Raw genomic sequence first — 25,589 nt, 5'->3', positions numbered from 1 at the left:
GCCGTCTGCGTCCAGGCCGGCATCCCCGGTCGGTCCGGGAGCGTCGGCGCTCGAAAATCTCTACTGTCCGCGTCCCGCCTCGCCCCCGCGACGGTGCCGCATCAGGGCGACGTCACTTCTTCGACGGCGGCAGCTCGACCGTCTCGGGCTTCACCTGCGCGCCCGGGCGGACCTTGGCGACGCCGTTGACCACCACGAGTTCGTCGCCCTTCAGGCCGTCGCGGACCACGCGGTAGCCGTCGACGATCGGCCCGAGCTTCACGGTCCTGGCCGAGACCTTGTCGCCATCGCCGAGCACGTAGACGATGCGCTTGTCCTGGTTGGCCGAGACCGCCTCGTCGGGGATCAGGATGCCCTGGAACGGCTTGGTCGCGGGCATCGCGACGATGCCGAACAGGCCCGGCTTGATGAAGTTGTCCGGGTTCTCGACGGTGGCGCGCAGGAGCATCGTGCCGGTCTGGTTGTCGACCCGGTTGTCGACGAAGTCGAGCGTGCCCTTGCGGCTCGGCTTCTCCTCGCCGGACAGGGCGATCTGCACCGGGGCGCCCTTGCCGCGCTGCATCTGGCCCATGCCGATGCCGAGCGAGCCCTGGTATTTCAGGAACGAGCGCTCATCTACGGTGAAGCCGAAATAGACCGGATCGAGCGAGACGATCCGGGCCAGGATCGTCTGGTCGGTGCTGACGATGTTGCCCTCGGTGACGAGACGCTGGCTGATCCGCCCGTTGATCGGCGATTTCACTTCCGTGAAGTCGTAGTTGAGCTGCGCGTTGCGAAGCGCCGCTTCCGCGCTGTCCACGTCGGCCTGGGCGGTCTGCGAGGCCTGGCGGCGCTGGTCGGTGACCTGCTCGGAAATGTTGCCGCCGCGCGACAGCACCTGCGCACGCTCCAGATCCGTCTGGGTGAAGGAGAGCCGCGCCTTGGCCGAGGTGAGCGCGGCCTGGGCCTGCTCCAAAGCCGCCTTGTAGGGGCGGCGGTCGATGATGAAGAGCACTTCGCCCTTCTTCACGTTCGCGCCGTCCTGGAACATGATCTTGTCGAGGTAGCCGGTCACGCGGGCGCGGACCTCGACGAATTCGATCGGGTCGAACCGGCCGGTGTACTGGTCCTGCTCGACGATCTCCCGCACCACCGGCTTGGCGACGGTCACGCCGGGCGGCGGCGCGCCCGGCATCTGCGCGTCGGCCGGCCCGGCACCCAGCAGCGCGGAGGCGATCAGCGGTGTGGCGAGAAGAAGAGGCCTGAGGCTACGCATCATTCGGTTCCCTGCATGGCGCGGCCTAGTCCCCGCAACCTCGAGTGGGGCGTGCGCTCCCGCACATGACGGTCCGTCACGCAAGGAACGGTTCGACGCTTTGCAACGCAGGCGTGCCGAATCTAGGATTCAACCGGTTCTCCGGCGGCGTACCAATCCTTGAAGGCCCCCGCGTAGTGTTCGCTCACATCGAGGCCGGATTGCTGCGCCGCCGCGATCGCATGGACCGAGCGCACGCCCGAGGCGCAGGAGAAGACCGGCCGGCGCCCGTCCGCCGCGATCAGCGCCTTCAAGGCTTCAGGGTCAAAGCTCGAGAGCGGATGCGAGATCGAGCCGGGAATGCGCCCACGGGCGAATTCATGATCCTCACGCACATCGATGAGCAGCAGCGAGCCGTCCGCCAAGCCCTGCTTGACCGTCTCGCGGTCGAGGTCGACCACCTTCATCGCAACCGATCTTTCCAAGGGGAGGGAGCCGCCGCGGAAGGGGGCGGGTCACATCGAGCGGGGATTTCTTAAGTCTTCTCGCCCGTGCGGCGCAACAGCGGCGGGCAGTCCGGCGAGTGCGGCATCGACCCGCTCGAAATGCGCGGTCCAGCTCGGCGGTTCGTAGGCCGCGAGCCGCCCCGCCAGCTCCGTCCGTAACCGGGAGCCCGGTTCGCTCAAGGCCCGCACCGCCGCCGTCCAGCCCGGTCCGTCGAGAGGGTCGAGGAAATGGGCGAAACCGCCGCCGATCTCCCGGTGGACGGGGATGTCGGAGGCGACGACCGGAAGGCCGCTGGCGGCGGCCTCGACCACCGGCAGGCCGTAGCCTTCGATGAAGGAGGGCATCAGCAGGGCGGTGGCGCCGCGCATCAACCGCGCGAGGCCGTGGGTGGACAGGCCGACCACCTCGCTCACATGCGGGCGGATGGCCTCGCAGCGGTCGAGCATGTCGGCGACGTTCTCGATCTCCCAGCCGCGCCGGCCGATCAGGACAAGCCGCGGGATCGCCGCACCGGTCTCGGCGCCGTTGCGCTCGGCGAGATCGCGCCAGAGGTTGAGCAGCAGCAGGTGGTTCTTGCGCGGCTCGATGGTGCCGCAAACGAGGAAGGTCGGCCGCGCGAGCGCCGGCAGGCCCGCCTCGTCCGCCCCGCTTGAGAAGACGGGCTCGACGCCGAGGGGGACCACGGTCACCGGCTTCGGGCCCAGGCCCCGCTGCCACGCGTAATTCGTGAAGCGGGCGCCGACATCGCCCGAATTGACGAGCACATGCGCGGCGTGGCGCGCCACGGTCTCCATCCGGATCGCGTGGCGCTCGGCCTCGCCCGGACGGCCGTATTCGGGGTGGGAGATCGGAATCAGGTCGTGGACGAAAAAGACCGGCCGCACGTCGCGCCGCGTGTAGAGCCAGTCGAAGCGTTCGGGCCGGTCGAGCCGCAGGTGCGAGGTGTGCAGATAGATCGTTCCCTCGGGAAGGCGCTCGATCCCGCCCGAGCGCAGCACCCGCAAACCGGTTTCGGCCTGAAGGCGACGTCGATCGAGCCCGCCCTCCGCCCGGCGCCGCGCTGCCTTCGGCAGCGGGTGGGCGTCGCCGGCAAGCGAGGCCGCGAGCGCCTGAAACACCGGATCGGCCTCGGCGACCACGTCCTCGACCCAGCCCGCGGCGACCGCCTCGACGATGCCGCGCGCGGTCGCGCGGTCGAGGACGCGCGGGCCGTACGCCGTCGAGACGAGCCCGAAGCGCGTGCCCTCCGCGCCCTGGGACAGGATGTGCCGGGCATAGGCGAGATCGACCCGGTCGATGCCGGTGGGGCTGGCATGACGGAGCCGGGTGATGAGACGGGTCAGGTCGATGGCGAGACAGGCTTGCATGGCCGGCTGCATAGACCGGATTCCGTGATCCTGGCGACCGTCACCGGGTCATCGCTGCAGGCCTTTCGCCACGGGTCTTTGGCCGCAGGCCTTGCGCCGCGGATTTAATGCTGTTGCCGATCCAGCTCGCTGCTGCGGCTCGCGATCTCCCGGGCGATCTCGAGCAGGAGGACATCGACGAGCTGGCGCAGCCGGGGCTTGCCGCTCGCATCGATCGCACGGCGTGCCGCGATGATGAGTTCGGCAGCCTCGTCGATGGCATCGGCCGCAGCGGCGTGTTCCAGCTCCCGCAGGGTCCGTGCCTGCACGCCGGGATCGGCGGTGTCGATCAGCGTCCCCTCCCCGCGCACGGGTTGCTGCCGCGCGTCCCGGTGAATCCGGCCGCGGCACAGAAGCCGGCGCTTGGGTCCGGAGAGTGACGGAACCCAGAGATCGACCGCGACGTCGTCCTCCTGCTCGGCGGCGTGGCGGACGTCGCCGAGGAAGCGGGCGGCCACCGACGCATCGAGGCCTGCGGTCGCCCGCTCGCTGCGCAGGGGGTGTCCGGCAAGGCCGGCATCCCCCGCCATCAACTCGGCGGCTCCCTCGTCGAGGATGAAGCATCCGGTCGCCGGATCCCACTCCCAGGTTCCGACGATTCCAGGCGTCGTCATGGTTCCGGCGAGCCCCGGAGCCGTTGCGTACCGGGCGTCACTGCGTCTGCGTTTCAAGGTACTACTCCCCGCGCACAAAGCGTCAGGCTTGTGATGGCTGCGTCCTGCCAGGGCGGCCGGATCGCGGTGCCGATGTCCGGCGACGGATGCGGCGCACCCGTCGCCGCGTCCGTCAGGAGGCGAGCCGGGCGAAGCTGACCCGCGGCGGGGCCAGCACCGAGCGGATGTCGCCGCGCTTGTTCTGGAGCTGGCGCAGCGAGCGGCCGTCGAAGGCCGCCTCGACCGCGACGATCTCCTCGCCCTCGATTTCGTGGGGCAGGCCGAGGGGCATCGCGCGCAGGTGCAGTTGCAGGAGGCGCAGGATCCAGCTGGTCGGCATTTCGGAGATGAAGCTGGTGATCCCCCGCGGCAGCCCCCACTCGACGATGGCCGTCATCAGGGCCAGGGCCGTCGGGTTGAGCCGCCGGCCCGAGGTCCGGGCGCATTCCGCGACGCAGATCCGGCCCCATTCGACGATATGCGCGCCCGACGGCGCCGCCCCTTCGCAAAGCTGCGGCAACACCATCGGCAGCAGGTAGGGCCGGGTCGTCGGCAACAGGCGCGAGTAACCGATGACGGACTCGGTTTCGTCGAGGGCGAGGAGATGGATGGCGTGCTCGTCGTCGAACTCGTCGATCTCGCGCCGGTCCGGGCGGGCGAGGTTGGACCAGCCCAGTTCTTCGACGAAGACACGGTGTCTCAGGCGGAAGGCCTGATCGAGCGCACCGGCATAGTCCTGCATGTTTTCAGCGGTGACGACATGGATCATCGGAACACCTCTTCAGAAACCTGAAGTGTTCGTCCCAAATCCAGGCGGGCCGCGGCACTACGAGAACCCGTAGGGTTTCGTTCGGTCGGCCTTTTGCCGTTCGGAAATCAAGCCGGTCCGCGAGCGCTGATTCCGCTACTCTCGCAAATCGCGCGGCCCACGTCTCTATCTTGGATTGAATGTGTAAAACAATACAGAAGTTGTCGACAGCCGGCGGAGGGGCAGCTCACATTACCGTGGTCATGAGCGTTGCGGCGCGATCCTCCACCGCGTCCGCGCGGCTCCGAGCGCCGGCGGACGACGTCGCCCGGTGCAGCGATCCGGATATCGCACCGGGCGCGATGCGCCGGACATGCAATCTTGCATTGCCTGTTTCGAAAGCACGCCGCGCTCGGTGCTTCCGTCGCGCCGCGGCTCACCCTTCCGGCGGCTCTTCGACCTGAGTCGGGCGGTCGATGGCGGCGCGGTCTGGTCCGCTCAGATGATCAGGCCGCGCCTGAACCCTTCGGCCACCGCTTGCGTACGGGACACGCAGCCGAGTTTCACCCGGGCTGAGCGCAGGTGGAAATCGACGCCGTGCCGCGAGATGCCCATCAGCTCACCGATTTCCCAATCGGTCTTGCCCTCGGCGACCCATTGCAGGCTCTCGCGCTCGCGTGGGGTCAGTCCCATCCGGCGTTCGCTGGGGCCGTTGTCGATCAGCAGCGTCTGCCCGACCACGTAGGAGGCGAGCAGGGTGAGCATCCCGCGCTGTCCTGGGCTGATATCGAGCTGCGGACCCGCGAAGGTGAGGCCGCCGCGCTCCTCCTCCAGCGTGGCGAGCGGCACCGTAAAGCCGTCGCCGAGGCCGAACTCGCCGGCCTCGTTCATCACCTGCCGCGAGCGGGGATCGAGCACGCCCGCCGGTTCGATCTCCGACCAGCGGAAGCCGGTCGTGCTGGACAGGGTCGCCTGCACGACCGGGTCCGTATACATATAGCCTTTCGAAAAGTAGAGCCGGTTCCACTCGTCGGAAGTATTATCTAAAATAAGATAATTCTTCTGTGTTCGCGCGGGCAGGCGTTTCAGAGGAATCATCGCCGAAATGACGTATTCGATGCCCAGCGTGTTGAGCCGCGGCATGATGGCCCGCAGGATATCCTCACGCGAATGCGCTCGATCGAGCGACTTCAGAATTTCCAACGTCAGGTCAAGTGATTTTCTAGACATGGCCCGGCAAAATCATCGCACTCTCATCACGATAAGTCGTTGCTACGCCTTTGAGAAGGGCGCTCGTAAATTTCGTTGAAGTTGCTTCGCTGTTGCCCGCGCGGAATCAAGGACAAAGGGAGCCGGCGCGCGCCCTGTCTGCCGTCCTGCGCGACGCCGTACGGCCGAGCAATGCGCTGAATCAAATTTCGAGGGCCAGCGCGTGCTCGTGCACAGGTCTCATCCGCAGGGCGCGGGACCGCGCCGCGCGGTTCGGCGATCGCGGAAGGGCTTGCGCTGTCCGAAGCGGACCGCTATGAGCCGCGGGCCGTAAGGGCGTCGGAGTGTAGCGCAGCCCGGTAGCGCACCTGTCTGGGGGACAGGGGGTCGTCGGTTCAAGTCCGGCCACTCCGACCATTCATTGCCGAGACCGCATTCCCGCCGGGGAACGATGCCGTCTCGCACTTTCCCTCTCTGCCACCGTGATGCTCGTGACCGCCTTCAAGCCGTTGATATAGCGATGACGCTGATCCACGGCTGATGCGGGAAGCCCACGGCGCTTGAGCGACGCCGACATCCGCCATCCCGAAGGGATCAATCGGATGTCGTGTGAGAGCCGTCCGTCGGCGGCCGGGGATCGGATTTGCGAAGCTTTATGATGGTCTCCCGCAGCCAGCGCTGACTGGGAATGGCGTCGTTGGACGTGTGCCAGATCATCGAGATGGAGACGTCCGGCAGCGCGATCGGGGCCGGGCTGACGGTCAGGCCCATGCTATCGGCGAAGAAGCGCGCGAGCCGGGCATGCATCGTGGCGATGACGGGGGCCTGCCGCACCACGAAGGGCATCACCGAGAACCGCGGCGAGGTCAGCGCGATGACGCGCTTGCGGCCGATCTTGGCGAGCGCGTCGTCCACCACGCCGTGGGCGCTCTCGACCAAGCTCGTGAGCAGGTGCGGGAGCCGCACGTAGTCGTCGAGCGAGATCGGCGCCGTCACCCCGACCAACTCGGCGTTGAAGATGCAGAGGTAGCTTTCCTTGTTGAGGATGCGTCGCTTGTGGTGCGTCTGGCCCTGCTCGAAGACGCCGATGCCGAGATCGACCCGCCCCGTATCGAGATCGTCGAGGATGCGGTGCCGATCGACCGTGTGCAGCAGGAGCTTCACCCCCGGTGCCACCGCCTGCAGATGCGCGATGAGGGTCGGCATCAGGAGCACCTCGGTCGAGTCCGGGATGCCGAGGGTGAAAGTGAGGTCGGCCGTGGCCGGATCGAAGGCGTCCGGCGGCGTCGTGATCTCCTGAATCTGGGACAGTGCCGCCTGCACCGGCCCGATAAGCGCCAGCGCGCGCGGCGTCGGCCGCATGCCGTCGGGCCCGCGCGTCAGCAGCTCATCGGAGAAGGCGGTGCGCAGCCGCGCCAAGGCATGGCTCATTGCAGACTGGCTGATTCCGATCCGTCCGGCCGCCCGGGTCACGCTCCGCTCCGTCAGCAGCGCGTCGAGGGCGACGAGCAGGTTGAGATCGAGCCGGGAAAGATGCACGTGATCGATGCGCATTATGAAATCGATCCATTTGATTCATGGGCCATGACCCAGCACATACAGTCTCACGAAGCGACGGGGAGCCCGCCGCACGAAAAGAGGCTGATCTCGATGTCCAAGACCTTTCTCTCGCTCACCACCGCCGCGTTGGCCTTCACTGCGCTTGCCACGGTGCCCGCCCGCGCCGCGGAAATCGGCGGCGCCCACAACGTCAAGACGGTCGGCGCGCTGACCCTGGAAACTCAGGGTGTGGCCACCAGCGATCTCTCGGTCCACCGCCAGGGCGGCTTCGCCCTCCCCGGTTCGGTCCAGTGGATCGACACCCCCGCCGATCAGGTGAGGACCCGGCAGGCCGCCTTCTGAGCCGGCGTCGTGAGACGGATAGACGGAACAGATGACCCTCCGGCGCCAGATGGCGCCGGAGACGTTTTAAAAGGGTACGGGACGGGCCCGCGGGCCAAGGCCGCGTCAGAATAGGAAGCGGCATCTCACATCCGTCCGACGGTCACAGCGCGCCTTCCGCGGGCTTGAACCGGGCGAAGCGCAGGGCCAGCATCGGCAGCACGGCGAGGTTGAGCAAAGTCGAGGTCGCAAGGCCACCGAGGATGACCAGGGCCATCGGGCCCTCGATCTCCCGGCCGGGTTCACCCGCACCGAGCGCCAGCGGCAGCAGGCCGAGGCCGGTGACGAGGGACGTCATCAGGATCGGCACGAGACGGTCGGCGGCGCCCTCGATGGCGGCCGCGAGGTTCCAGGGCCGCCCTTCCACCAGCACCAGATGCTCGTAATGCGCGACCATCATGATGGTGTTGCGCAGCGAGATGCCGAACAGGGTCACGAAGCCGACGATCGAGCCCAGCGAGATCACCGCGCCGCTCAAGGCCACCGCCAGCACGCCGCCGACGAAGGCGAAGGGCAGATTGACGAGGACGAGGGCGAGATTGGTCAACGAGCCCGTCACGACGAGGAGCAGGAGCACGATCCCGAGACCGGCGAGACCTGCGTAGAGCGCGAGTTCGCGCCGCGCCTTGGCCTGCGTCTCGGCGGCACCCCCGAATCCGATATCGATGCCCGAGGGCTGCGCGACCTCGCGGGCGATCTTCCGTTTCGCGGCCTCGGTGAAGGAGGCGACGTCGCGCCCCTCCACGTTCGCGGTCACGATCCGCACCCGCTGCGCGCCGATATGGCCGACGGCGTAGCGGCCGGCGGTCTCGTAGATGTCGGCGACCTGGGCGAGCCGGATGTAGCTGCCGCTCGGCGTGCGCAGCGGCAGGTTGCCGAGCGTCGAGAGGCGCGTGCGCACGATCGGTTCGAGCACGACGACGACGTTGAACACGGCGTTGCCCTCGTAGGCTTGGCCGACGATGTCGCCCTGATAGGCCGTGCGCACGATCTCCAGGACTTCGATCGCGTCGAGGCCCCAGTGGCGCAGGTCGGTCGGGCGCAGGCTCACGTTCACCTGCGGCAGGCCCGGCGGCGACTTGAGCTGGACGTCGGCCGCGCCGCGCACCTCGGCGAGTTCGCGCGCCACGTCGCGGGCGGTGGCCTCGATCCGGTCGAGATTCGTGCCGGTGACGCTGATCACGACCGGCGCGGTGAACCCTGAGACGACCTCCTCGATGCGCTCGGTCAGGAAAGTCTTGAGCGAGAAGTTCGCGCCGGGCGTCGCCGCCATCAGCGCGCGGATGCCGGCCTCCGCCCGCTCCTGCCCCTCCCCGTCGAGGCCCGGTTCGAGATCGATATGGATCTCGCTGTCATGCGTGCCGCCGAGATCGTAGCCCGCTTCGGCGCGCCCGACTTGCTGGGCCACCGCGCGCACGCCGGGCACCGCCTTTAGCCCCGCCGTAAGGCGCTCGCCGAGCCGCAGCGTCTCTTGAAGGGAGGTGCCGGGGGCCGAGGCCATGTGCAGGATGAGATGCCCCTCCTTCAGGTCCGGCAGGAACACGCCGCCGAAGAACGGCACCGGCAGGGCTGCTACGAGCGTCAGGGCGAGGCTGGTCCCGAAGACGAGACGCGGGTGACGGTTGAGCCGCGCGAGCCCACGGACATAGATGCCCCGCACGCGGCGGCTCACCGGCGGCTCGCGGCTCGGAAGGTTGGTGCGCCCGGCGAGCAGCAGGCGGGCCAGCGCGGGCGTGACCGTCAGCGCCACGGCGAGCGAGGTCAGCACGGCGAGGATGTAGGCCAGCGCCAGCGGGCCGAACAGTCGGCCGGGCACGCCGGTCAGCGCCAGCACCGGCAGGAATACGAGCAGCACCGCGAAGGTGGCGTAGGCGACCGAGACGCGCACTTCCAGGATCGCGTCGAGCACCACCCGCGCGCCGGGTATGGGCGCGACGGCGCGGCGGTTCTCGCGCAGGCGGCGCATGACGTTCTCGACGCCGATCACCGCGTCATCGACCACTTCGCCGATGGCGATGGCGAGGCCGCCCAGCGTCATGGTGTTGAGACTCTGCCCGAACAGGCCGAGCATCAGCACCGCGCCGATCAGGGAGAGCGGGATCGCCGTGGCGCTGATCAGCGCCGTGCGCCAATCGGCCAGGAAGACGAACAGCACGACGACGACGAGGATGCCGCCGAGTGCCAGCGCCTGGACCACGTTGTCGGTGGCTTGCGTGACGAAGCTCGCCGGACGGAACAGGTCGGTGCGCAGGGTGGTGCCGTCGCGCTCCAACCCGGGGCGCATCTCGGCGAGCGCCGCCTCGACGCCGGCCGTCACGTCGAGGGTGTTGGCGCCGTATTGCGCGCCGACCATCAGCAGCACGCCCGGTTTGCCATCGACGAGGGCCGCGCTGATCGCCGGCTCCGGCGCCACCGCCACGTCGGCGACGTCGCCGAGCACCACGCTCGCCCCGCCCTCGTTGATGAGCACGGTGCGCGCCACCGCCTCCGGGGTCAGGGATTGCCCCTCGGTCTGCAGGGTGATGCGCTGGTTGACGGTATCGACGAAGCCCGCCCCGCGCACGCCCGTCGCCTTGCGGCCGGCCGAGAGCACGTCGTTCAGGCCGATGCGGAAGCGCACCAGATCCTGCGGCCGGACCTGGATACGGATCGAGCGGAGATCGCCGCCATAGACCAGCACCTCGCCGACGCCGGGGGCGGCGAGCAGGCGCAGGCGCAGGCGCCAATCCGCCACCGTGCGCAGGTCCATCAGCGACTGCGTCGGGGAGGTCAGGCCGATGAGGAGGACCGAACTCGTCGAGGAGGTCAGCGCCGTCATAGTGGGGGGCAGCACGCCCTGCGGCAACCGCGCGGTGATGGAGGCCAGACGCTCGTTCACGAGCTGGCGCGCCCGGTAGATGTCGCTGCCGGAGGCGAAGGTGGCGGTGATGACCGAGAGGCCCTGGATCGAGTTCGAGCGCATCGTCGCCAGTCCTGGCAGGCCGCTGATCGCGACCTCCAGCGTCTGCGTCACCAGGGTCTCGACCTGCTCGGGGTTGAGGCCGGGCGCCTCGGTCTGCACCGTCACCGTGGGCGGAGCGAATTCCGGGAAGACGTCGTATTTGGCCGAACCCAAGGAGACGATGCCGTAGACGGCGAGCGCCAGGACCAGCGCCAGGACGATGCCGGGCCGGCGCACCGCGAAGGCGACCAAGGCGGCCTGAGGGCCCAAGGCCACGGGCGCAGGGGAGAGGCCCGGCGGATCGTCGCGCGCCGGTCCGCGTGCGGGCCGTTGGTCGAGCATGCTCAATCGTCGTCCGCATCCGAGGACTGGATCTGCCCCTTCAGCTCCTCGGAGAGCACCGCCTGCGGCCCGGTCACGACGATCTCCGCCTCGGGGCCGAGATCGTCCACGACGTAGGCGTCGGCCGAGATCGGCGCGTCGGCCCGGAGGGGATGGCGCGCAAAGGCGTCGTCGCCGACGCTCCGGTAGATCCAGGCGCCGCCCTGCCAGTGCACCACGGCGCTTTCCGGCACGGCGATGCCCGTCGTCTCGCGCTCCGAGGTCAGGAAGGCGAGCGTGCTCATGCCCGGCAGGAGCCCACTGTTGCCGGCCACGGTGTAGAAGTAGCTGACGCCCTGGATGCGCTGGTCGGTCCGGGTCGCGGGCGAGACGTAGCGCAAGGCGACGCGCTCGCTCTGCGGTGGCACCTCGGCATGGGCCGTGCCGGGCGGCGCCCTCAGGGTCTCGCCGGGCGGCAGCGTCACCTGCACCAGGAAGTCGGTGCGCTCGATCAGACGGGTGATGGCGGGCGAGCGCTCGATGATGGCCCGCCCGATCACCGTGCCCCATTCCTGCTGCGCGGTGGCCGCGAGCGTCCGGACCTGCGACTGCGCCGCGGCGAGCGCCGCCTCGTCGGTGCGGAAGGTGCCCTCGGCCGTCTCCAGCTGCACCTGTGTCGCGTACTGGCCGAGGCTGCGCGCCCGGGAGTAGGCGGCGCGCGAGACTTCCGCCTTGGCTTCGGCGGTCTGCAACTGCGCCCTGGCGCTGGCGTAGCTGTTGGTGAGTTCCGTGACCCGCGCGAGATCGAGGACCGAGCCGAAGGCCTGGACCTCGATGCGGTGGGGCATCCGCTTATGGCGCGCCGTCGCGACGCCGATCCGCGCCTGCTCCGCATCAGTCAGCCGTACGACGGCCTGACCGCCTTCCACCGCGACCCGCGAGGGCGGGGGGCTCGGTGCAGTCGGCGGCTGATGCGCCGCGGGCGTCGTCACCCCGGAAAATCGATCATGCAGGTCCGAGAGGATGGGGCCGGCCTTCACGCGCAGGCCGATGCCGGCTTCTGTCAGCGTGAGCGCACCGAGCGCACCCGCGCCGAGCGCCAGCCCCACGGGCAGGACGACCCGCCGCATCACCACGCCTCCACAGCCCTCGCGTTCTCTGCGCGATTTGCCACTTTTGCCCGGTTTGTTCAGCGTGGTCTACCGGGTTCTTGTGGCTTGGTCCGCTTGGAACGGGACAGCGCCGTGGCATCGGCTAAAGGCGCGCCCTGCCGGCGCGTCGAACGGTTCTGCGCGCCCGATGTCACCCGCCGGTACTGGACAGGCGGGCGCAATCCGCCGATGACAGCTGACCTGTCCAAGAGAGTCGTTGAGAGCCGTGCGCGCGGTAAAGAAGTTCCTGAAGAAGCCGAGTCTGTCGGCCCTGACAACGCGGCGAGCGCCGTCCTCGATCGTTCGCACCCCGCTGCCGGGCTTCGATCCGATCTATTACCTGTACTGGTATCCGGACGTCCGCGTGTTTCCGCAGGGGCCGCTGGTCCACTACATCCATTACGGTTGGCGCGAGGGCCGTGACCCGAGCGCCGGGTTCAGCGGCGAGGGCTACCTGAAGGCCAATCCGGACGTGCGCGAGAGCGGCTGCAATCCGCTCGTGCATTTCGTCGAGTGCGGCCTCGCCGAGGGCCGGAAGGGCTGGCAGAAGAATCCGGACGCGCCGCCGCCGAAGCCGCATCCGATGGGTTACCAGTCGGGCAAGCTCCTGCCGCCGCCGACCCGCCCTGCCGGCAGCTGAGGCCCACACCGGAGCCGGTCTGCGAACGCGGTCCTGTTGACGAGAGGGGCCGGCTGTGGCTGTAGGCCCCATTGCGTCCCGTTTTGTTGAGAATCCGTCATGTCCGAAGGCGATACGCTGGCCAAGGCCCTGGCCGATGTCCGGCAGCGGATGACCGATCTCCAAGCTGAGTACGACCGTGTCTCCGGGGAGCTGACCAAGCTCCGGGCCGCGGAGAAGTCCCTCGCTTCCATCGTAGAAGGTGGCCCCTTGGAGGCGGTCTCGAGCGGACGCGGCGCGGTCGCACCGGCGTTTCCGGGCGAGGCGCGTTCGACGCGCGGCGGCGGACGGGGCAGCCGCGGACCGCGGGCCAACTCGGCCAAGGGGCGGCTGAAGGCTCTCCTGGAGGAGGCCGGGCCGCAGGGCCTGTCGCATGCCGAGATCGCGCGGCGCCTGCCCGATGTCGCGCCCAACACGCTCAACACCTATCTCAGCGTCATGGCCAATAGCGGTGAGGCGGTGCGCCGCGGCGACTTCTACGCGGCCGGAACCCCCCGCCCCGCCTCCGACGAGACGCGGGCGGACGAGGCGGACGGGCACGAGCCGGATGACGGGGACGAGGAACCCGACGCCGCGGAGTGAGGCGCGGGCCCGCTACTCGGGCAGCGCGAACACCACGAGCGCGTCGCCCGTGCCGAAGCCCGACCCCTTGGTGAAGGAGGCGCCGCCCGCGGCGACCGCCACGTATTGGCGGCCCTCGACGGTGTAGGTGACCGGCGGTCCGCCGATCCCCGCCCCGCACTGGAAGCGCCAGAGGATCTCGCCGGTCTTCGCGTCGTGCGCGTCGAGATGCCCGTCCTCCTCGCCCGAGAAGACGAGGCCGCCCGCGGTGGCCAGGGTGCCGCCGGACAGCCGGCTGCCCGCCTTGCGTGACCACGCCACCGCCCCGCCCTGCGCGAGATCGACCGCGGTCAGCGTCGAGAAGGTCGGCTCGCCCTTCGCCTCCCCCGTCTCGGTGTAGCGGATCTCGCCGCGTCCGCCCGCGGCCGGCGCGGTCTTCACCGTGTAGGTCGCCGCGCCGTGCCGCACCTGGGCGAAGGCGAGGCCGCTGCCCGCATCGTAGGCCACCGGATGCCAGGACACCGCTCCGAGGGGGCCGGGGCTGACCACCGTGCCCTCCGGGCTCGGGGGCACGAACAGGTTCTTGTGGGTGATGAGCGGAGCGGATTTGGCGATGAGCCGCCCGTCGGTGCGGTCGTGGACATAGATCCAGCCGAGCTTGCTCGCCTGCGCCACCGCCTTCACCGGGCCCTTCTCGGTCGGGTAGTCGAGGAGGAAAGGCGGGCTCGCCACGTCGTAGCCCCACTGCTCGTGCGGCACCTGCTGGAAGTGCCAGCGCAAGCTGCCGGTCTTCACATCGAGCGCCACGAGGCTCATCGTGTAGAGGTTGTCGCCGGGGCGCGTCAGGCCGAAATTCTGCGGCGCCGGATTGCCGGTGCCGAGATAGATCAGACCGAGCTCGGCATCGTAGGCCGGCGTCATCCAGAGCGAGCCGCCGCCGACCTTCCAGGCTTCCCGGTGCTCAGGGGCTGCGGCCTTCTCCGCGGCGATGTCGCGGTGGAGCGGGAGGCCGTCCGCGGTCTTCTCGACGAAGCCGCCCTCCCAGCCATCGGCCTTGGTGACGTACCAGCGCCAGCGCTCCTCACCGGTCTTCGCGTCGTAGGCGGCGAGCCAGCCGCGCCGGCCGTAGCCGCCTTCGATCCCGACCACCGCGCCGCCTTCGAGCCCGCCCTTTTCGTCCTCGACATGGAGGCCGTAGCCCGCCCCGGTCACGCCGACGATGACGAGGCCGTCGGCCACCAGCGGCGGCATCTTGAAGCCGAGGCGGCTCGAACCCTGGACCGGCTTGTCGCCCAGGCTCGCCGCGAGCGCCGAGGCGGTCTCGGACTCGCCCTCCTCCGGCCGCACCGCCTCGCGGTCCCAGACCAGCCGGCCGGTCTTCGCATCGAGGGCGATGACGCGCCCGTCCATGGTCGCCTCGAAGACGAGGCCGCCCGCGACCGCCACGCCCCGGTTCGAGGGCGGGCCGAAGATCTTCTCCGTGCGCGCCTTGTGGGTGTAGGTCCACAGCGTCTTGCCGGATTTCGCCTCCAGCGCCGCGACGTGGTTGCCCGTGGTCGAGACGTACATCACGCCCTCGATCACCACCGGCTCGGCCTGGAAGGTGCCGGTGATGCCGGTCTGGAAGATCCAGGCCGGGCGCAGGCGGCCGACATTGCCGCGGTCGATCTGCGCCAGCGGCGAATGATGGGTGTTGCTGGCATCGCGCCCGAAGGCCGGCCAGTCGCCGGACGGTCGGACGGTTTCCTGCGCGGAGGCCGGCGCCGTTGGCAGAAGGTTCGCCGCAACGAACAGCAGGGCGGCGAGGCGGGCACGTCCCGGATTCGGATGCGTGCTCCGGCGCTCGGCAAGCGTCTTCGTGCGGCGTGTCACTCTGCTTCTCCCGTGTTTCGCTTCCTGGTTACGGTGGGGCGGCGATCCTGTCGAACGGCGAAAGCGCTTTGGCCGCACGACTTTCTCGGACCCAACATCCGTTTGCGTGGTTCTTCCATCAGATAGCGACCGCCGGCCTGCTCGACGGGCACCCGAACGGCGGTCCAATCACTCGATACGTGAGGACTTGATGCGAACTCTAATCCTGGCCGCGACGCTTGCGGCCTTCGCCGGCCCGGCCTTCGCCCAGACCACGGCACCCACGGCGCCTCAATCCGGTGCCCCCGTGTCGGGTGGCCAGAACAACACGGGCGCCGATACGAACGTCACCATCCCGCGCGGCAGCACAGGGGCGGACACGGTGCAGACCAATTCGGCGGCCGGCGGCAATGCTAACCAGCCCTCGCGTGCGGTGCCCCAGGGCAGCGGCGGCGGCGGAAGCGGCAGCGCCGGGGGCAACTGATCCTCGAAGCGCGAGCCGGGGCCGGCTCCCTTACCGGTCCCGGATTACCCGCGCGGCGCCATCCGCAGCTCGAACTGGGCGCCCTTGCCCGGCCTCAGAGTCAGTGTGCCGTCGAGTTGTCGGGACAGATTGCCGACGACGCGCATCCCGAGGCTCGCGCGGGTTTTCAGCGGGTCGAAGCCCGGCGGCAGACCGATGCCGTCGTCGCAGACCGAGACCGTAAGCCCGCCATCCTCGCGCATGACGGCTTCCACGCGAATCTCGCCGTGTCCGTCGGGATAGGCGTATTTGATCGCGTTGGTGACGAGTTCGTTCACGAACAGGCCGAGCGGAATCGCGAGATCGGCCGGCATGGTCACGGCTGCGGCGCGACAGACCAAAGCATGAGCGCCCGCGGTCTCCGTGAGCTTCTCGCATAAGGCTTCGAGGAAGCCGGCCACATCGATGCGCGTGAGATCCGGCTGACGCCAGAGCTGGTCGTGGACCTGCGCCACCGCCTCGACGCGGGCGCGCGCGTCGGCGAGAGCGCTTTTCACATCCTCGTTGTCGGTGCCGCGCGCCTGGAGCGCGAGAAGCCCCGCGACCACGGCGAGGCTGTTCTTGACTCGGTGGCTCATCTCGCGGCTCAGCAGGTCCTGCCGCTCCAGGGCGACCTTGAGCTGCGCCTCCGAGCGCTGACGCTCGATCGCGCTGCCGAGCAGGTTGGCAAAGCCCTGCATGAAGGCGATGTCGGCGGGGCCGAACATGCCCTCGCGGGTGTCGTCCACCTCCAGGACGCCGTAATGCCCCTCGCGGTTGGTGATGAGCACGTTCACCGCCCGGCGGATGCCGTGGCTCGCCATCAGTTCCGGCGTGCGGAAGCGGGTCTCGTTCTCCAGATGGTTGGAGATAACGGGGCGGCCGGTCTTCAGGGCGTAGCCCGCGGGCGAGGCGAGGTCGGCGCCGACGACGGCGCGCCCGATACAATCCGGCTCCCAGCCAATGCCGGCGCAGACGAGGAGCATGTCCTGCGTCGGCTGATATTCGAGTGCCTTGCAGAACTGCGCGTTCATGCCCTCGGCGCAGAGTTCTGTCGCCCGCTGCAGCAGCGGCAGCAGTTCGGTTGCGCGCAGGGCCTCGACGCCGAAATCGGACAGGATCGCCTGCTGGCGCAACCGGAGGTCCAGAACCTCCGGTGAGATCTCGGTCATGCGGTCGTCTCTGGGTTCCCGAAATGGGGGCTCACGCGCGAACAATGCGCGGTTGCAGACGACGGTGTCGGCAATGTGAGAAGGTTGGGTGCGCGGAGGAAAAGGGAAGGACACGTGGGGGCGGAAAGGCGCGATTGGTCAGCGCCCTTCCTCCGTAAACCCGGTCGAACCTTCAGAACGCGACGCGTTTCAGTTCAAGCTCAGGGCTTGGCGTTGAGGAGCTTTTCCGCGCGGGCGATGGCGGCCTCGCAAGCCGCAGCGTCGCCCTTGCCGTCGGCCGTGCGGGCCTCTTCCAGGGCGACCCGAGCCTGCTGGGCCTGATCGCCGCCCTTTCCGGCTTCCGCCGACTTTTCCGGGGGCGCCTCGCGCGTGTCGGTCTGCCCGCCAGTGCCGGTCTGCCCTTCGCCCTCACGGTGAGCTGCGATTGTCTTGCTGCCGGTCGAGGCGGCGATCGAATCCGAGGCCTCGGACTTCGCCCGGCCGTCGAGTTTGGCGATCTTGTCGGAGCAGGGCGAGGCGAGCACCGGGCCGGCCAGCAGGATTCCGGCCAGCGACAAGCCGAGGGTGAGGCGGGCGGTGGATGTCATGAAGCGTGGGTCCTCGTGCAACACAGATGCCTGTGAAAGTCGCGGAGGGGTCCGAGAGTTGCCGGCACGGCCGATCCTCGTCCACTCGACCTTCGGACGGCGCCCTCCCCCGGCGAAGGGGAAGGGCGTCGGCCGGCGACCTCAGGTGCTGAGCTGGTCGCGCAGCGGCAGCTCGCGCACGCGGCGTCCGGTGGCGGCGAAGACCGCGTTGGCGATGGCCGGCGCGACCGGGGGAACACCCGGCTCGCCGACGCCGCCGAGCGGGCTGTCGTAGTTGTTGGACGGCACGAGATGGACCCGCACCACCTTCGGGGCGGCGTCGATGCGTAGAACCTCGTAGCCGTCGTAGTTCGACTGCTCGGCCCGGCCGTTCTTGAAGGTGATCTTCGAGGTGAGCGCGAGGCCCATCCCCATGACCACTGCGCCCTCCATCTGCGAGCGGACGCGCTCCGGGTTCACCTGCGGCCCGCAATCGACGGCGATGTCGATAGCGTGGACCTTCACCTGGCCCTTGTCATCGACCTCCACCTCCGCCGCGACCGCAGTGTAGGTCACGAAGCTGTAGTGGCCGGCGATGCCGAGGCCCCGGCCCTTCTCCAGCTTGCGGCCCCACTTGGCGCCGTCGGCCACCGTCTCGATGACGCGGCGCAGGCGGCCGGTATCGACGGGGTAGCGCTTCGGATCCTCGCCGTAGTTCCAGACGTCGCCGATCTCGGTCGGGTCGATCTTCCGGGCGGGGCCGATCAACTCCAGCAGGTAGTCCTTCGGGTCGCGGCCCGCGGCATGCGCGAGTTCGGCCACGAAGGACTGGATCGCGAAGGCGTGCGGGATGTTGGAGACCGAGCGGAACCAACCGATCCGGGTATGGGCGGAGGCTTCCGGGTTCTCGAACCGCAGGTTCTTCAGGGCGAGCGGGTTGTTGACGAGGCCCATGCCGAGCTCGAACGGCAGCTCGTGCTTCGGGTCGGGCGCGAAGATCGAGCCGATCGTCGGCGCCACCGAGCGGTGAAGCCACGCCACCGGCATGCCTTTCTCGTCGACGCCCGCCTCGATCCGCTCGACCGAGATGGTGTGGTAGTAGCTGTGCTGGATGTCGTCCTCGCGGGTCCAGACCAGCTTGACCGGCTGGCCGTCCATGGCCTGCGAGCAGAGGGCGGCCTCGACCACGTAGTCGGGCTTCGACTTGCGGCCGAACCCGCCGCCGAGCAGCGTCACGTTCACCCGCACCTTGTCGGCGGGCAGGTTGAGGCGCTTCACCACCCGGTCATGGGCAGCCTGCGGCCCTTGGGTGCAGGCCCAAATCTCGCAGGCGCCGTCCTTGATGCGGGCGACCGCGGCCGGCGGCTCCATTGGTGCCTGGGCGAGGTGGGGCACGAAGTACTCCGCCTCGAACTTCGCCTTGGCGGTCTTCATCGCGCCATCGACGTCGCCCGCGACTCGCACGACCTTGCCCGGCGCGCGGGCGGCCTTCTCCAGCTCCTTGCGGAAGGCGGTGGTGTCGTAGGACGCGTTCGGGCCGTCATCCCAGGTGATCTTCAGGGCCTCGCGGCCCTTCATCGCCGCCCAGGTGTTCTTGGCGATCACCGCGATGCCGCCGAGCGGCATGAACTCGGACGGGATCTCGCCGCCCTCGATCTTGATGATCTTGACGACGCCCGGGACCTTCTTGGCCTCGGTGTCGTCGAACGAGACGACCTTGCCGCCGTAGACGGCCGGACGCGCGACGAGGGCGTAGAGCATGCCGTCGAGCTTCACGTCGAGGGCGTAGATCGCCTTGCCGGTGGTGATGTCGTGGTTGTCGATGAGGCCGATCTTGCCCTTGCCGATGTAGCGGAAGGCTTCCGGCTTCTTGAGCTGAACGCTCTCGCGGGCCGGCACCGGCAGGGCGGCGGCCGCCTCGGCGACGTCGCCGTAGCCGAGCGTACGGCCGGACTTGGCGTGGGTCAGGACGTGGTTTTCGGCCTTCACTTCACCCGCGGGCACGCCCCATTGCTTGGCGGCGGCCTGGATCAGCATCAGCCGCGCGGCCGCACCCGCATGGCGGAAATGCTGGAAGAAGTGGCGGAGCGAGCGCGAGCCGTCGGTGTCCTGGTTGCCGAAATGAGTCTCCTCACCCCAGGCCTGGACCACCTTCACCTTCGACCAATCGGCCTCCAGTTCGTCGGCGACGGTGAAGGCGATCGAGGTGCGAACGCCCTGACCCATCTCGGAGCGGTGATTGGTGACGGTGACGGTGCCGTCCTTGGCAATCGTGACGAAGACCTTCGGATCGTCGCGCCAGCCGTTCGGCATGCCGTCGGCACCGAACTTCTTCGCCTTCTGCTCCTCGGTCTGGCCCTCGTCGGCCTTGGCACGGTCCGAGAGCGAGAGGGCGAGAACCAGGGCGCCCATGCCGCCGAGGATGCCGCGGCGGCTGACATTGTCGATCCGGACCGGGCCGGCGGCGTTCTGCGAGGCGGCGAGTTCGGCCATCAGCTTGGCTTCGTGAATCACAGGCGATCTCCCTTGGTGGCGGGCGCCTGACCGGCAGCCTGATGGATCGCGGCGCGGATGCGCGGATAGGTGCCGCAGCGGCAGATGTTGCCGCTCATGTTCTCGTCGATCTGCTGATCGGTCGGCTTCGGGCTGTCCTTGAGGAGGGACGCCGCCTGCATGATCTGGCCGGTCTGGCAGTAGCCGCACTGGGCGACGTTGAGGTCGCGCCACGCCACCTGAACCGGGTGGTTGCCGTCGGGCGAGAGCCCCTCGATCGTCGTGATCTCCTGGCCTTCCGCCGCGGAGACGGGAGTGATGCAGGCCCGCGCGGCGGTGCCGCCGAGATGGACCGTGCAGGCGCCGCACTGGGCGATCCCGCAGCCGAACTTGGTGCCGGTGAGGCCGAGTTCGTCGCGCAGGTACCAGAGCAACGGCATCTCGGGATCGCCGTCGAAGCTGCGTTCGGCTCCGTTGACCGTGAGTTTTATCATCGCTGTCATCTGCCGTTTCAGGATGGAGGGCGCGCGAGCGGAAGGAATGCCCGCCCGGCGGCCAGATCGATCTGCCGTCCCCAGGGATGCCGTACCGGGACCAGCCCGAAGCCCGACAGGCGGGTGGGGCGGTGCCGTGGCGACCGGTTTCACGGGCAAAGCCGTCCGGCTCTTGGTGTGCCTGCCGTCGGCCACAGCGTTTTCGCTGCGCCACAACGATGCGGAGGCCGCAGGACGGCCTCAACTGCATTTCTTATCTGGAATTAATCAGAACTGGGATGCTCTGGCAATCGCGCGACTCGGTTGTGTCCGTCACATCGGGGTCGCGGGGCGGGTATCTGCCGGGGTCCGGGCGATCGCCCGAAACCGTCTGTGCGGTCGCGCACACGGGCTCTGTAGCAAATGCTGGTTCGGTCGGCCCGATACTCAGCGACGCTCGTGGTCGGCTCTCAAGGCTGCGGGCAAGGCCGTGTACCACGCGGCATAGGGCGTGTTGGCGATCATGCGCCGGTTGAGGTCGGGTGCGCCGTCCGTCCACCAGACCGGACCGCGCTCGCCGAGCCCGTGCTTGGCCGCATCCACGGCCGCGCGGGCGCGCACGAGTGCCGCCTCGTCGGCGGAACGCTTGGCGGCGCGCACGGCGCGGCGGGCATCCATCAGGTCGCGGACCAAGCGGTCGCGCTGCGTCGGTTCGAGATCGGGCCGATGGCGCCGCCACAGCCGGCCATGCACGACGATGTAGCGCCCATCCGGCGTTTCCAGCACCCGCATCGCCGCTCCTTCGCCCTGATTGGTGGCGTGCATTCTCAAGCGCATTCCGACGAAGTGGTCACGGTTCGTCGAAGGAATGCGCGTCAAACAAGGACTGTGAGTCGTATCGGCCCAGATGCAGGCTGGCCAAATACGACTCTTAAGACACCCTGTTGCCGATCCCGACGTGTGCGACCGCGACGGTCCCGCGGAGGTATCATGCAAGGGATCGAGACGGGGACGCTTAGCCTCGGGTGAAGGTTCCGGGGCGGCGGCCTCAGGCGAAGTCGCCGATCTTGTCGGCAACGATGTCGGGCGCGGTCACCGAGGCATGGCCTGCCTGCCAGAGACGGTGATCGTCCGAACCCGACGCATGCGGGTTGCTCTCCGCCTCCTCGCGCCGCTCGCCAGCCCGGCGGCCATCGCGATAGGCGGGCTCCTTGGTCTCGTCCCAGTCGATGCCGATGCCGATACCGTCCATGGTGCCCCCTCCTCTCGCGGCCCGCAGCCCTCGCGCCGGCAAAATGTATTGCTGCCCGCGCTGATGGCGAGGGGCATGCCGGAACAACCGCGCCGCGCTGCCGGCCAAGCGCGGTTTGCGTTCGGACATGGTTCACTTAAGCCGCGCTTGGTGTCTCTCACAGAACGCCCGGCGCGCCGTCATCCCCGATGAGGTAACGGTCGGTGACCGAGAGTTTCGTGAGACACGCTGAAGGCTGCCTCCCGCCGGAGACGGGACGGGGTGGCGCGCGTTTCATCCGTGAATCCGCATGGCCGGCCCGGCCGGCAGGATCACCCAACACCGAGTACGGCCCCGAGGACGCCCGATGAGTCGCCTGGACGAACTGAAGAACGACCCCGCCTTCCGCCAAGCCGTCCTCGCGGTGCGCGGCGCGGCCAGCACCCTGAGCGGGCGGGCGATGACCCACGAAGAGGCCGAGCTGCTGGTGAGCTTCGCGCTCGCCACCTACGCCAATGCCGGCGGCCTCGCCGAGCCGAGCCTGAGCCGGCTCGCGCGCTTCGCCGGCAAGGTCGAGCCCCATGAGAGCTTCGAGAGCATGATGAAGCACTGAGGCCGGCTCGAGCGCATTCCGACGAAGTGGTCGCCGGTTCGTCGAAAGAATGCGCGTCGCAACAAAGATCCAGAGCCGTATCCGGCCTGACGCAATCAGGTCGGATACGGCTCTAGCGGGCAACGAGCCCCCTTGCTTTTTTGTCCTTGCCTCTCGCCCTCAGCCGAACGCGCCGACCTCGTGCTGGATGATCCCCGAGATCTCCCGCACCCGCTCGAACATCCGGCGGATCGGGCCGAACAGCGTGTTGTGCTCGGTCTCGTAGGTGCCGACGTCGCGCGGGCCCGGCGGCTCGCCGAAATTCAGGCCGAGCGTCGGGTCGGGCGTCACGGGGTAGATCTCGTCGAGCAGCTTCAGGCAGCCGTCGATGTCGAGGCGCAGGAAGCGTTCCAGCAGCGCTTCGCGGGTCAGCCCGGCCTGCGGGCGGAAGCTCGGGATGTGGGCGGCTAGGAACCAGATCCGGTGGATCAGCGCGAGGCGGATCGCGTGGAGCAGGGCGAGCCGGGTCGACATGGTCGCGAGATCCGGCGCCGCCGCCTGGAGCGAGAGCCCGTCGCAGGTCAGCCGTCCGAACAGGCGGCGTAGGTCGGGCGAGAGGTTCAACCGCTCCAGCGCGGCGGCGATGGTGACGAGCTCGTCGCGCCGGGCGTCGCGCCGGGTGCGGCGGGCGCGCTCCAGCCACATCGCCGGATCGAGCGTGTCGATATAGGCGCGCATCACGTCGAGGTCGCCGACGCTGGCGGCGTGCTGCACGAGGCGGAAGGCGCGGGAAAAGCGCACCGAGTTCGTCCGCATATGGCGGAACAGCTCCGGCGCCCGGTGGGCGGCCCGGCCGACGCCGTGCAGCGAGTTCGCGAGATAGCCGAGCTGCTGCAAGATCGCGTTATTGGGGATCGCCCGCATCTGCCGCGGATGAGTGATCGCCGCGGGCCCGCCGCCATCCGATTGGCGTGCGACGGGGCGCGAGCCGGTGCGGTCGATCAGGCTCGGGCCGAAGGTGCCGAGAAGTGCCGCGTAGCCGCGATCATCGACCAGGGTTTCCATGTCCTGGCGGACGACGCGGAAGAACTCGGCGGCAAAATCCGCCTCCTCGTAGATCGGGTCCGTGGTGGGGGCCGCGGCCCGGTCGTTGAGCGCGTAATCGGCGAAGGCGTCGTCTTCGGTCAGCGCGTCGGCGAAGACGTGCTCGGCGATGCGCGCCACCGAGGCGCCCGCCAGTTCGGGCGAACCGAACATCAGGTAGCCGTCCGAGCCCTGGAAGCTCGATTCGAGCCGCTCGCGGATGCCCGCCTTCGCGTTGCGATGGCGCGCATCCTCCGGCGCGAGATAGGCGAGGCGGTCGCGGAGGCTCGTCGGGTGGGCGCCCCGGCCGATCGATTCGCCGTGGGTATCGAAGATGACGAGTTCGATGTCCGACAGGCCGTTCTGCGTCATCAGCTCGGTGATGCGCAGGCGCAGACGCTCGATCCAGAAGGTGGCTGCCAACTGGCCGACATAGCGCCCGGAATCCGAGTAGCCGAACTGGACCGAGAGCCGGCCGAGCCGCTTGAGGTGGGCCCGCCAATGCGGGTTGCGCAGGGCGTCGTCGAGCACGCGGATGCCCTGTTCGAGCGCGCTCGCGGTCTCGAACAGCGGCGTGATCTCGAGCTTGTCCGAGATGCCGTAATGGCGCGCGAGCCAGAGCGCCGCGAGCAGGGTGTAGCCGGTCTCGGTCTCGGCGATGAGGAAGCGCACCGGGTGGGTACCGTCGACATGCTTGAGGATTTGGGTGATCGTCATCATCAGTCGCGCGGCCGAAGCGCGCTCGGCGGCGAGCGCCCCGAAATCGACAGGCACGGGGCGCACGTCGTTAAGCAGCGTGTTGATCGCCGAGAGGTGCGAGCGCCTCTGCGCCGCGTCGGTCGGCTCGCCCTCCAGATCGATGACCCGGCGCACCGCGTTGTGGATCTGGCTGGCGTTGAGCCGGAAATGCGGCAGGGCGTTCGAGAGGCCGTGGGCGGCAATGCCGGAGCGCAGCACGGCGATGGTGCGGCGGTCCGCATCGGTCTCGGCGGCACCGATCGCGGCGGCCAGCCCGGCCAGGATCGGCCCGGCATCGGTCTGCGCACGCTCGCGCTCGATGATGAGGGCCAGCGCGAAGCGGTGGACCGCCTCCAGGGAGGGCTTGGTGCCGAGCAGCGGCGCGCCCGCGAGCTGACGCTCGACGGCATCCCGCGCGCCCGCGGTCAGCTCGCGCACCACGCGGGTGGCGGGGATGTTGGGCAGGTCGCGCATCAGCCGGTCGAACTGCATGCGCTTGGAGATCAGCCGGTAGCGCATCGTGTCCCACCAGCCGATATCGGTGCGACCGTCGGTGTCGCAGCCGACCCAGCTCGCGATGGCCAGCGGCTTGGGCACCAACTCGGTCCAGCGATCCGGCCAGCGGGCGCGGGCGGCGTCGAGGATCGCGCCGTTGAAGGCGTCGATCGCCGCGCGGCCGTGGTTGGCGGCGACGCAGGCCTGCTCGAACTCGTCGTCGAGGCTGATCTGCGGATCGGGCCGGGTCGAGCGGGCGGCGGCCTCGCCGATGATCGGCGCGCGCCGGTCGGCGTCGGCGAGCGAGGCGGCCCGCGCGATCAACGCGGCCACGGCCCGCGGCATGCCGAAGGTCGGATGCGCCGTGAACACCGCCGCAAAAGCGGTGCGGCCGACGCGCTCGCGGAACGTCTCGAAATCGCCCGAGCCCCGCGCCACCGCCGCCACGAGCCGGTTCGCGACCTCGACCGCGGGCGCCGCTTCCCCCGTGGCGGCGTCGGCGTCGAGGCCGACATAGGCGCGCAGTCGCTCGGCCCGGTCTGTCAGCGCCCGCCGCCGCAGGGTGGCGAGCAGGGCGTCGAGATCCGGTTCGCCGATCTCGTCCCGGTCGAGTTGGCGGGTGATGGCCAGCGTCACGGCGAGAACGGGGTTGCGGAACGGGTCCTCGCTCGCCTGCTCGCGGGTGCGGGCGACGAGGTCGAGAAGTTCGGCTTCCAAATCGCGATCTGCGGGCCGTGCGGGCGCGGCCGTCGGGTGCCCGGATGCGTGCGTCGAGAGCTGCGGCGGGCCGGAGCGGGGGTCTTCGAGGGGCATCGAGCGTTCCTGGACGTGAGCGGCCGGTGACCGTCGGACGGCGGCGATTACGCGGTTCTCACCCTTCGGCCCGAGACGCAAGGACCGTTCCGGCAAGGGGGGTAGACCGGGTTGTGGAGGGGCGAGATGTCGGTGGGATTGCGCGGCTTCGATCGCGAAACGGGTCTCCAACCCTCGCCCTCTCCCCGCGCGCTGGCTCGGCAAGGCCGAAGCCTGCTGCGCGTGCAAC

General features: G+C 69.2%; 22 protein-coding genes and 1 tRNA gene. 6 read left to right on the top strand and 17 right to left on the bottom strand.

Translation table 11 applies throughout. From position 1 onward, the window contains the following. Positions 1-112: 112 nt before the first annotated feature. The 6 genes from M2437_RS09685 to M2437_RS09660 form a co-directional block, all read right to left on the bottom strand. A complete protein-coding gene (locus tag M2437_RS09685) occupies positions 113-1,258 on the bottom strand; it encodes an efflux RND transporter periplasmic adaptor subunit (RefSeq protein ID WP_253387253.1) in 1,146 nt (381 codons plus the stop codon). A gap of 119 nt (positions 1,259-1,377) precedes the next feature. Continuing rightward, positions 1,378-1,701: a rhodanese-like domain-containing protein gene (locus M2437_RS09680; RefSeq protein ID WP_182567843.1), complete on the bottom strand. Its 324-nt coding sequence runs from the start codon at positions 1,699-1,701 to the stop codon at positions 1,378-1,380. Between the two features lie 48 nt (positions 1,702-1,749). After that, positions 1,750-3,120: a glycosyltransferase family 4 protein gene (locus M2437_RS09675; protein WP_253387252.1), complete on the bottom strand. Its 1,371-nt coding sequence runs from the start codon at positions 3,118-3,120 to the stop codon at positions 1,750-1,752. Between the two features lie 92 nt (positions 3,121-3,212). Continuing rightward, positions 3,213-3,677, bottom strand: coding sequence for a hypothetical protein (locus tag M2437_RS09670; RefSeq protein ID WP_244413859.1), 465 nt, complete (start codon positions 3,675-3,677; stop codon positions 3,213-3,215). Between the two features lie 256 nt (positions 3,678-3,933). Beyond that, positions 3,934-4,569: an acyl-homoserine-lactone synthase gene (locus M2437_RS09665; RefSeq protein ID WP_012255589.1), complete on the bottom strand. Its 636-nt coding sequence runs from the start codon at positions 4,567-4,569 to the stop codon at positions 3,934-3,936. A gap of 477 nt (positions 4,570-5,046) precedes the next feature. Continuing rightward, positions 5,047-5,778 (bottom strand): helix-turn-helix transcriptional regulator, encoded by a 732-nt coding sequence (locus tag M2437_RS09660; RefSeq protein WP_309247824.1) that lies wholly within the window; start codon positions 5,776-5,778, stop codon positions 5,047-5,049. Between the two features lie 319 nt (positions 5,779-6,097). Between M2437_RS09660 and M2437_RS09655 the strand changes: the two genes are divergently transcribed. Next, positions 6,098-6,174 (top strand) — tRNA-Pro (locus tag M2437_RS09655). A 177-nt stretch (positions 6,175-6,351) separates the two neighbouring features. On the opposite strand, the gene M2437_RS09650 is transcribed toward M2437_RS09655, so the two are convergent. Beyond that, a complete protein-coding gene (locus M2437_RS09650) occupies positions 6,352-7,311 on the bottom strand; it encodes a LysR family transcriptional regulator (RefSeq protein ID WP_076641885.1) in 960 nt (319 codons plus the stop codon). A gap of 96 nt (positions 7,312-7,407) precedes the next feature. Here M2437_RS09650 and M2437_RS09645 point away from each other — a divergent pair, with 96 nt between their 5' ends. Next, on the top strand, positions 7,408-7,659 hold the full coding sequence (locus M2437_RS09645) for a hypothetical protein (RefSeq protein ID WP_003601638.1): 252 nt from the start codon (positions 7,408-7,410) through the stop codon (positions 7,657-7,659). 142 nt (positions 7,660-7,801) lie between these two features. Here M2437_RS09645 and M2437_RS09640 read toward each other — a convergent pair whose 3' ends face one another. Together M2437_RS09640 and M2437_RS09635 are read right to left on the bottom strand one after the other, a co-directional pair. Next, positions 7,802-10,981, bottom strand: coding sequence for an efflux RND transporter permease subunit (locus M2437_RS09640; RefSeq protein ID WP_076641884.1), 3,180 nt, complete (start codon positions 10,979-10,981; stop codon positions 7,802-7,804). A 2-nt stretch (positions 10,982-10,983) separates the two neighbouring features. Next, positions 10,984-12,090, bottom strand: coding sequence for an efflux RND transporter periplasmic adaptor subunit (locus M2437_RS09635; RefSeq protein ID WP_076641883.1), 1,107 nt, complete (start codon positions 12,088-12,090; stop codon positions 10,984-10,986). Between the two features lie 247 nt (positions 12,091-12,337). Here M2437_RS09635 and M2437_RS09630 point away from each other — a divergent pair, with 247 nt between their 5' ends. Both M2437_RS09630 and M2437_RS09625 read left to right on the top strand, forming a co-directional pair. Next, on the top strand, positions 12,338-12,751 hold the full coding sequence (locus M2437_RS09630; protein ID WP_253389609.1) for a hypothetical protein: 414 nt from the start codon (positions 12,338-12,340) through the stop codon (positions 12,749-12,751). Positions 12,752-12,850: 99 nt separating this feature from the next. After that, positions 12,851-13,372 (top strand): hypothetical protein, encoded by a 522-nt coding sequence (locus M2437_RS09625; RefSeq protein ID WP_076641882.1) that lies wholly within the window; start codon positions 12,851-12,853, stop codon positions 13,370-13,372. 12 nt (positions 13,373-13,384) lie between these two features. Here M2437_RS09625 and M2437_RS09620 read toward each other — a convergent pair whose 3' ends face one another. After that, positions 13,385-15,223, bottom strand: coding sequence for a pyrroloquinoline quinone-dependent dehydrogenase (locus M2437_RS09620; RefSeq protein ID WP_253387250.1), 1,839 nt, complete (start codon positions 15,221-15,223; stop codon positions 13,385-13,387). Positions 15,224-15,413: 190 nt separating this feature from the next. Between M2437_RS09620 and M2437_RS09615 the strand changes: the two genes are divergently transcribed. Beyond that, a complete protein-coding gene (locus M2437_RS09615; RefSeq protein WP_003601632.1) occupies positions 15,414-15,686 on the top strand; it encodes a hypothetical protein in 273 nt (90 codons plus the stop codon). A gap of 44 nt (positions 15,687-15,730) precedes the next feature. On the opposite strand, the gene M2437_RS09610 is transcribed toward M2437_RS09615, so the two are convergent. The 6 genes from M2437_RS09610 to M2437_RS09585 all read right to left on the bottom strand — a co-directional run bounded on the left by M2437_RS09610 (position 15,731) and on the right by M2437_RS09585 (position 21,660). Further along, entirely contained in the window at positions 15,731-16,876 is a 1,146-nt protein-coding gene (locus tag M2437_RS09610; RefSeq protein WP_003601631.1) for a sensor histidine kinase, read from the bottom strand. A 200-nt stretch (positions 16,877-17,076) separates the two neighbouring features. Further along, a complete protein-coding gene (locus M2437_RS09605; protein WP_003601630.1) occupies positions 17,077-17,463 on the bottom strand; it encodes a hypothetical protein in 387 nt (128 codons plus the stop codon). 141 nt (positions 17,464-17,604) lie between these two features. Next, a complete protein-coding gene (locus M2437_RS09600) occupies positions 17,605-19,956 on the bottom strand; it encodes a xanthine dehydrogenase family protein molybdopterin-binding subunit (RefSeq protein ID WP_253387249.1) in 2,352 nt (783 codons plus the stop codon). Next, a complete protein-coding gene (locus M2437_RS09595; RefSeq protein ID WP_003601627.1) occupies positions 19,953-20,429 on the bottom strand; it encodes a (2Fe-2S)-binding protein in 477 nt (158 codons plus the stop codon). The genes M2437_RS09600 and M2437_RS09595 overlap by 4 nt, the downstream gene beginning before the upstream one ends. A 426-nt stretch (positions 20,430-20,855) precedes the next feature. Further along, positions 20,856-21,200: a hypothetical protein gene (locus M2437_RS09590; RefSeq protein WP_253389608.1), complete on the bottom strand. Its 345-nt coding sequence runs from the start codon at positions 21,198-21,200 to the stop codon at positions 20,856-20,858. 256 nt (positions 21,201-21,456) lie between these two features. Next, positions 21,457-21,660: a hypothetical protein gene (locus M2437_RS09585; RefSeq protein ID WP_056154944.1), complete on the bottom strand. Its 204-nt coding sequence runs from the start codon at positions 21,658-21,660 to the stop codon at positions 21,457-21,459. Between the two features lie 346 nt (positions 21,661-22,006). Between M2437_RS09585 and M2437_RS09580 the strand changes: the two genes are divergently transcribed. Beyond that, entirely contained in the window at positions 22,007-22,252 is a 246-nt protein-coding gene (locus tag M2437_RS09580; RefSeq protein ID WP_003601620.1) for a hypothetical protein, read from the top strand. 159 nt (positions 22,253-22,411) lie between these two features. Here M2437_RS09580 and M2437_RS09575 read toward each other — a convergent pair whose 3' ends face one another. Then, the gene (locus M2437_RS09575; protein ID WP_253387248.1) at positions 22,412-25,360 is read right to left on the bottom strand and encodes a phosphoenolpyruvate carboxylase; all 2,949 of its coding nucleotides are present in this window, start codon (positions 25,358-25,360) and stop codon (positions 22,412-22,414) included. Positions 25,361-25,589 lie beyond the last annotated feature (229 nt).

This window comes from Methylorubrum pseudosasae, assembly GCF_029504475.1.
GTDB classification, from domain to species: Bacteria; Pseudomonadota; Alphaproteobacteria; order Rhizobiales; family Beijerinckiaceae; genus Methylobacterium; species Methylobacterium extorquens.
This window is presented reverse-complemented; position numbering and strand designations above follow the sequence as displayed.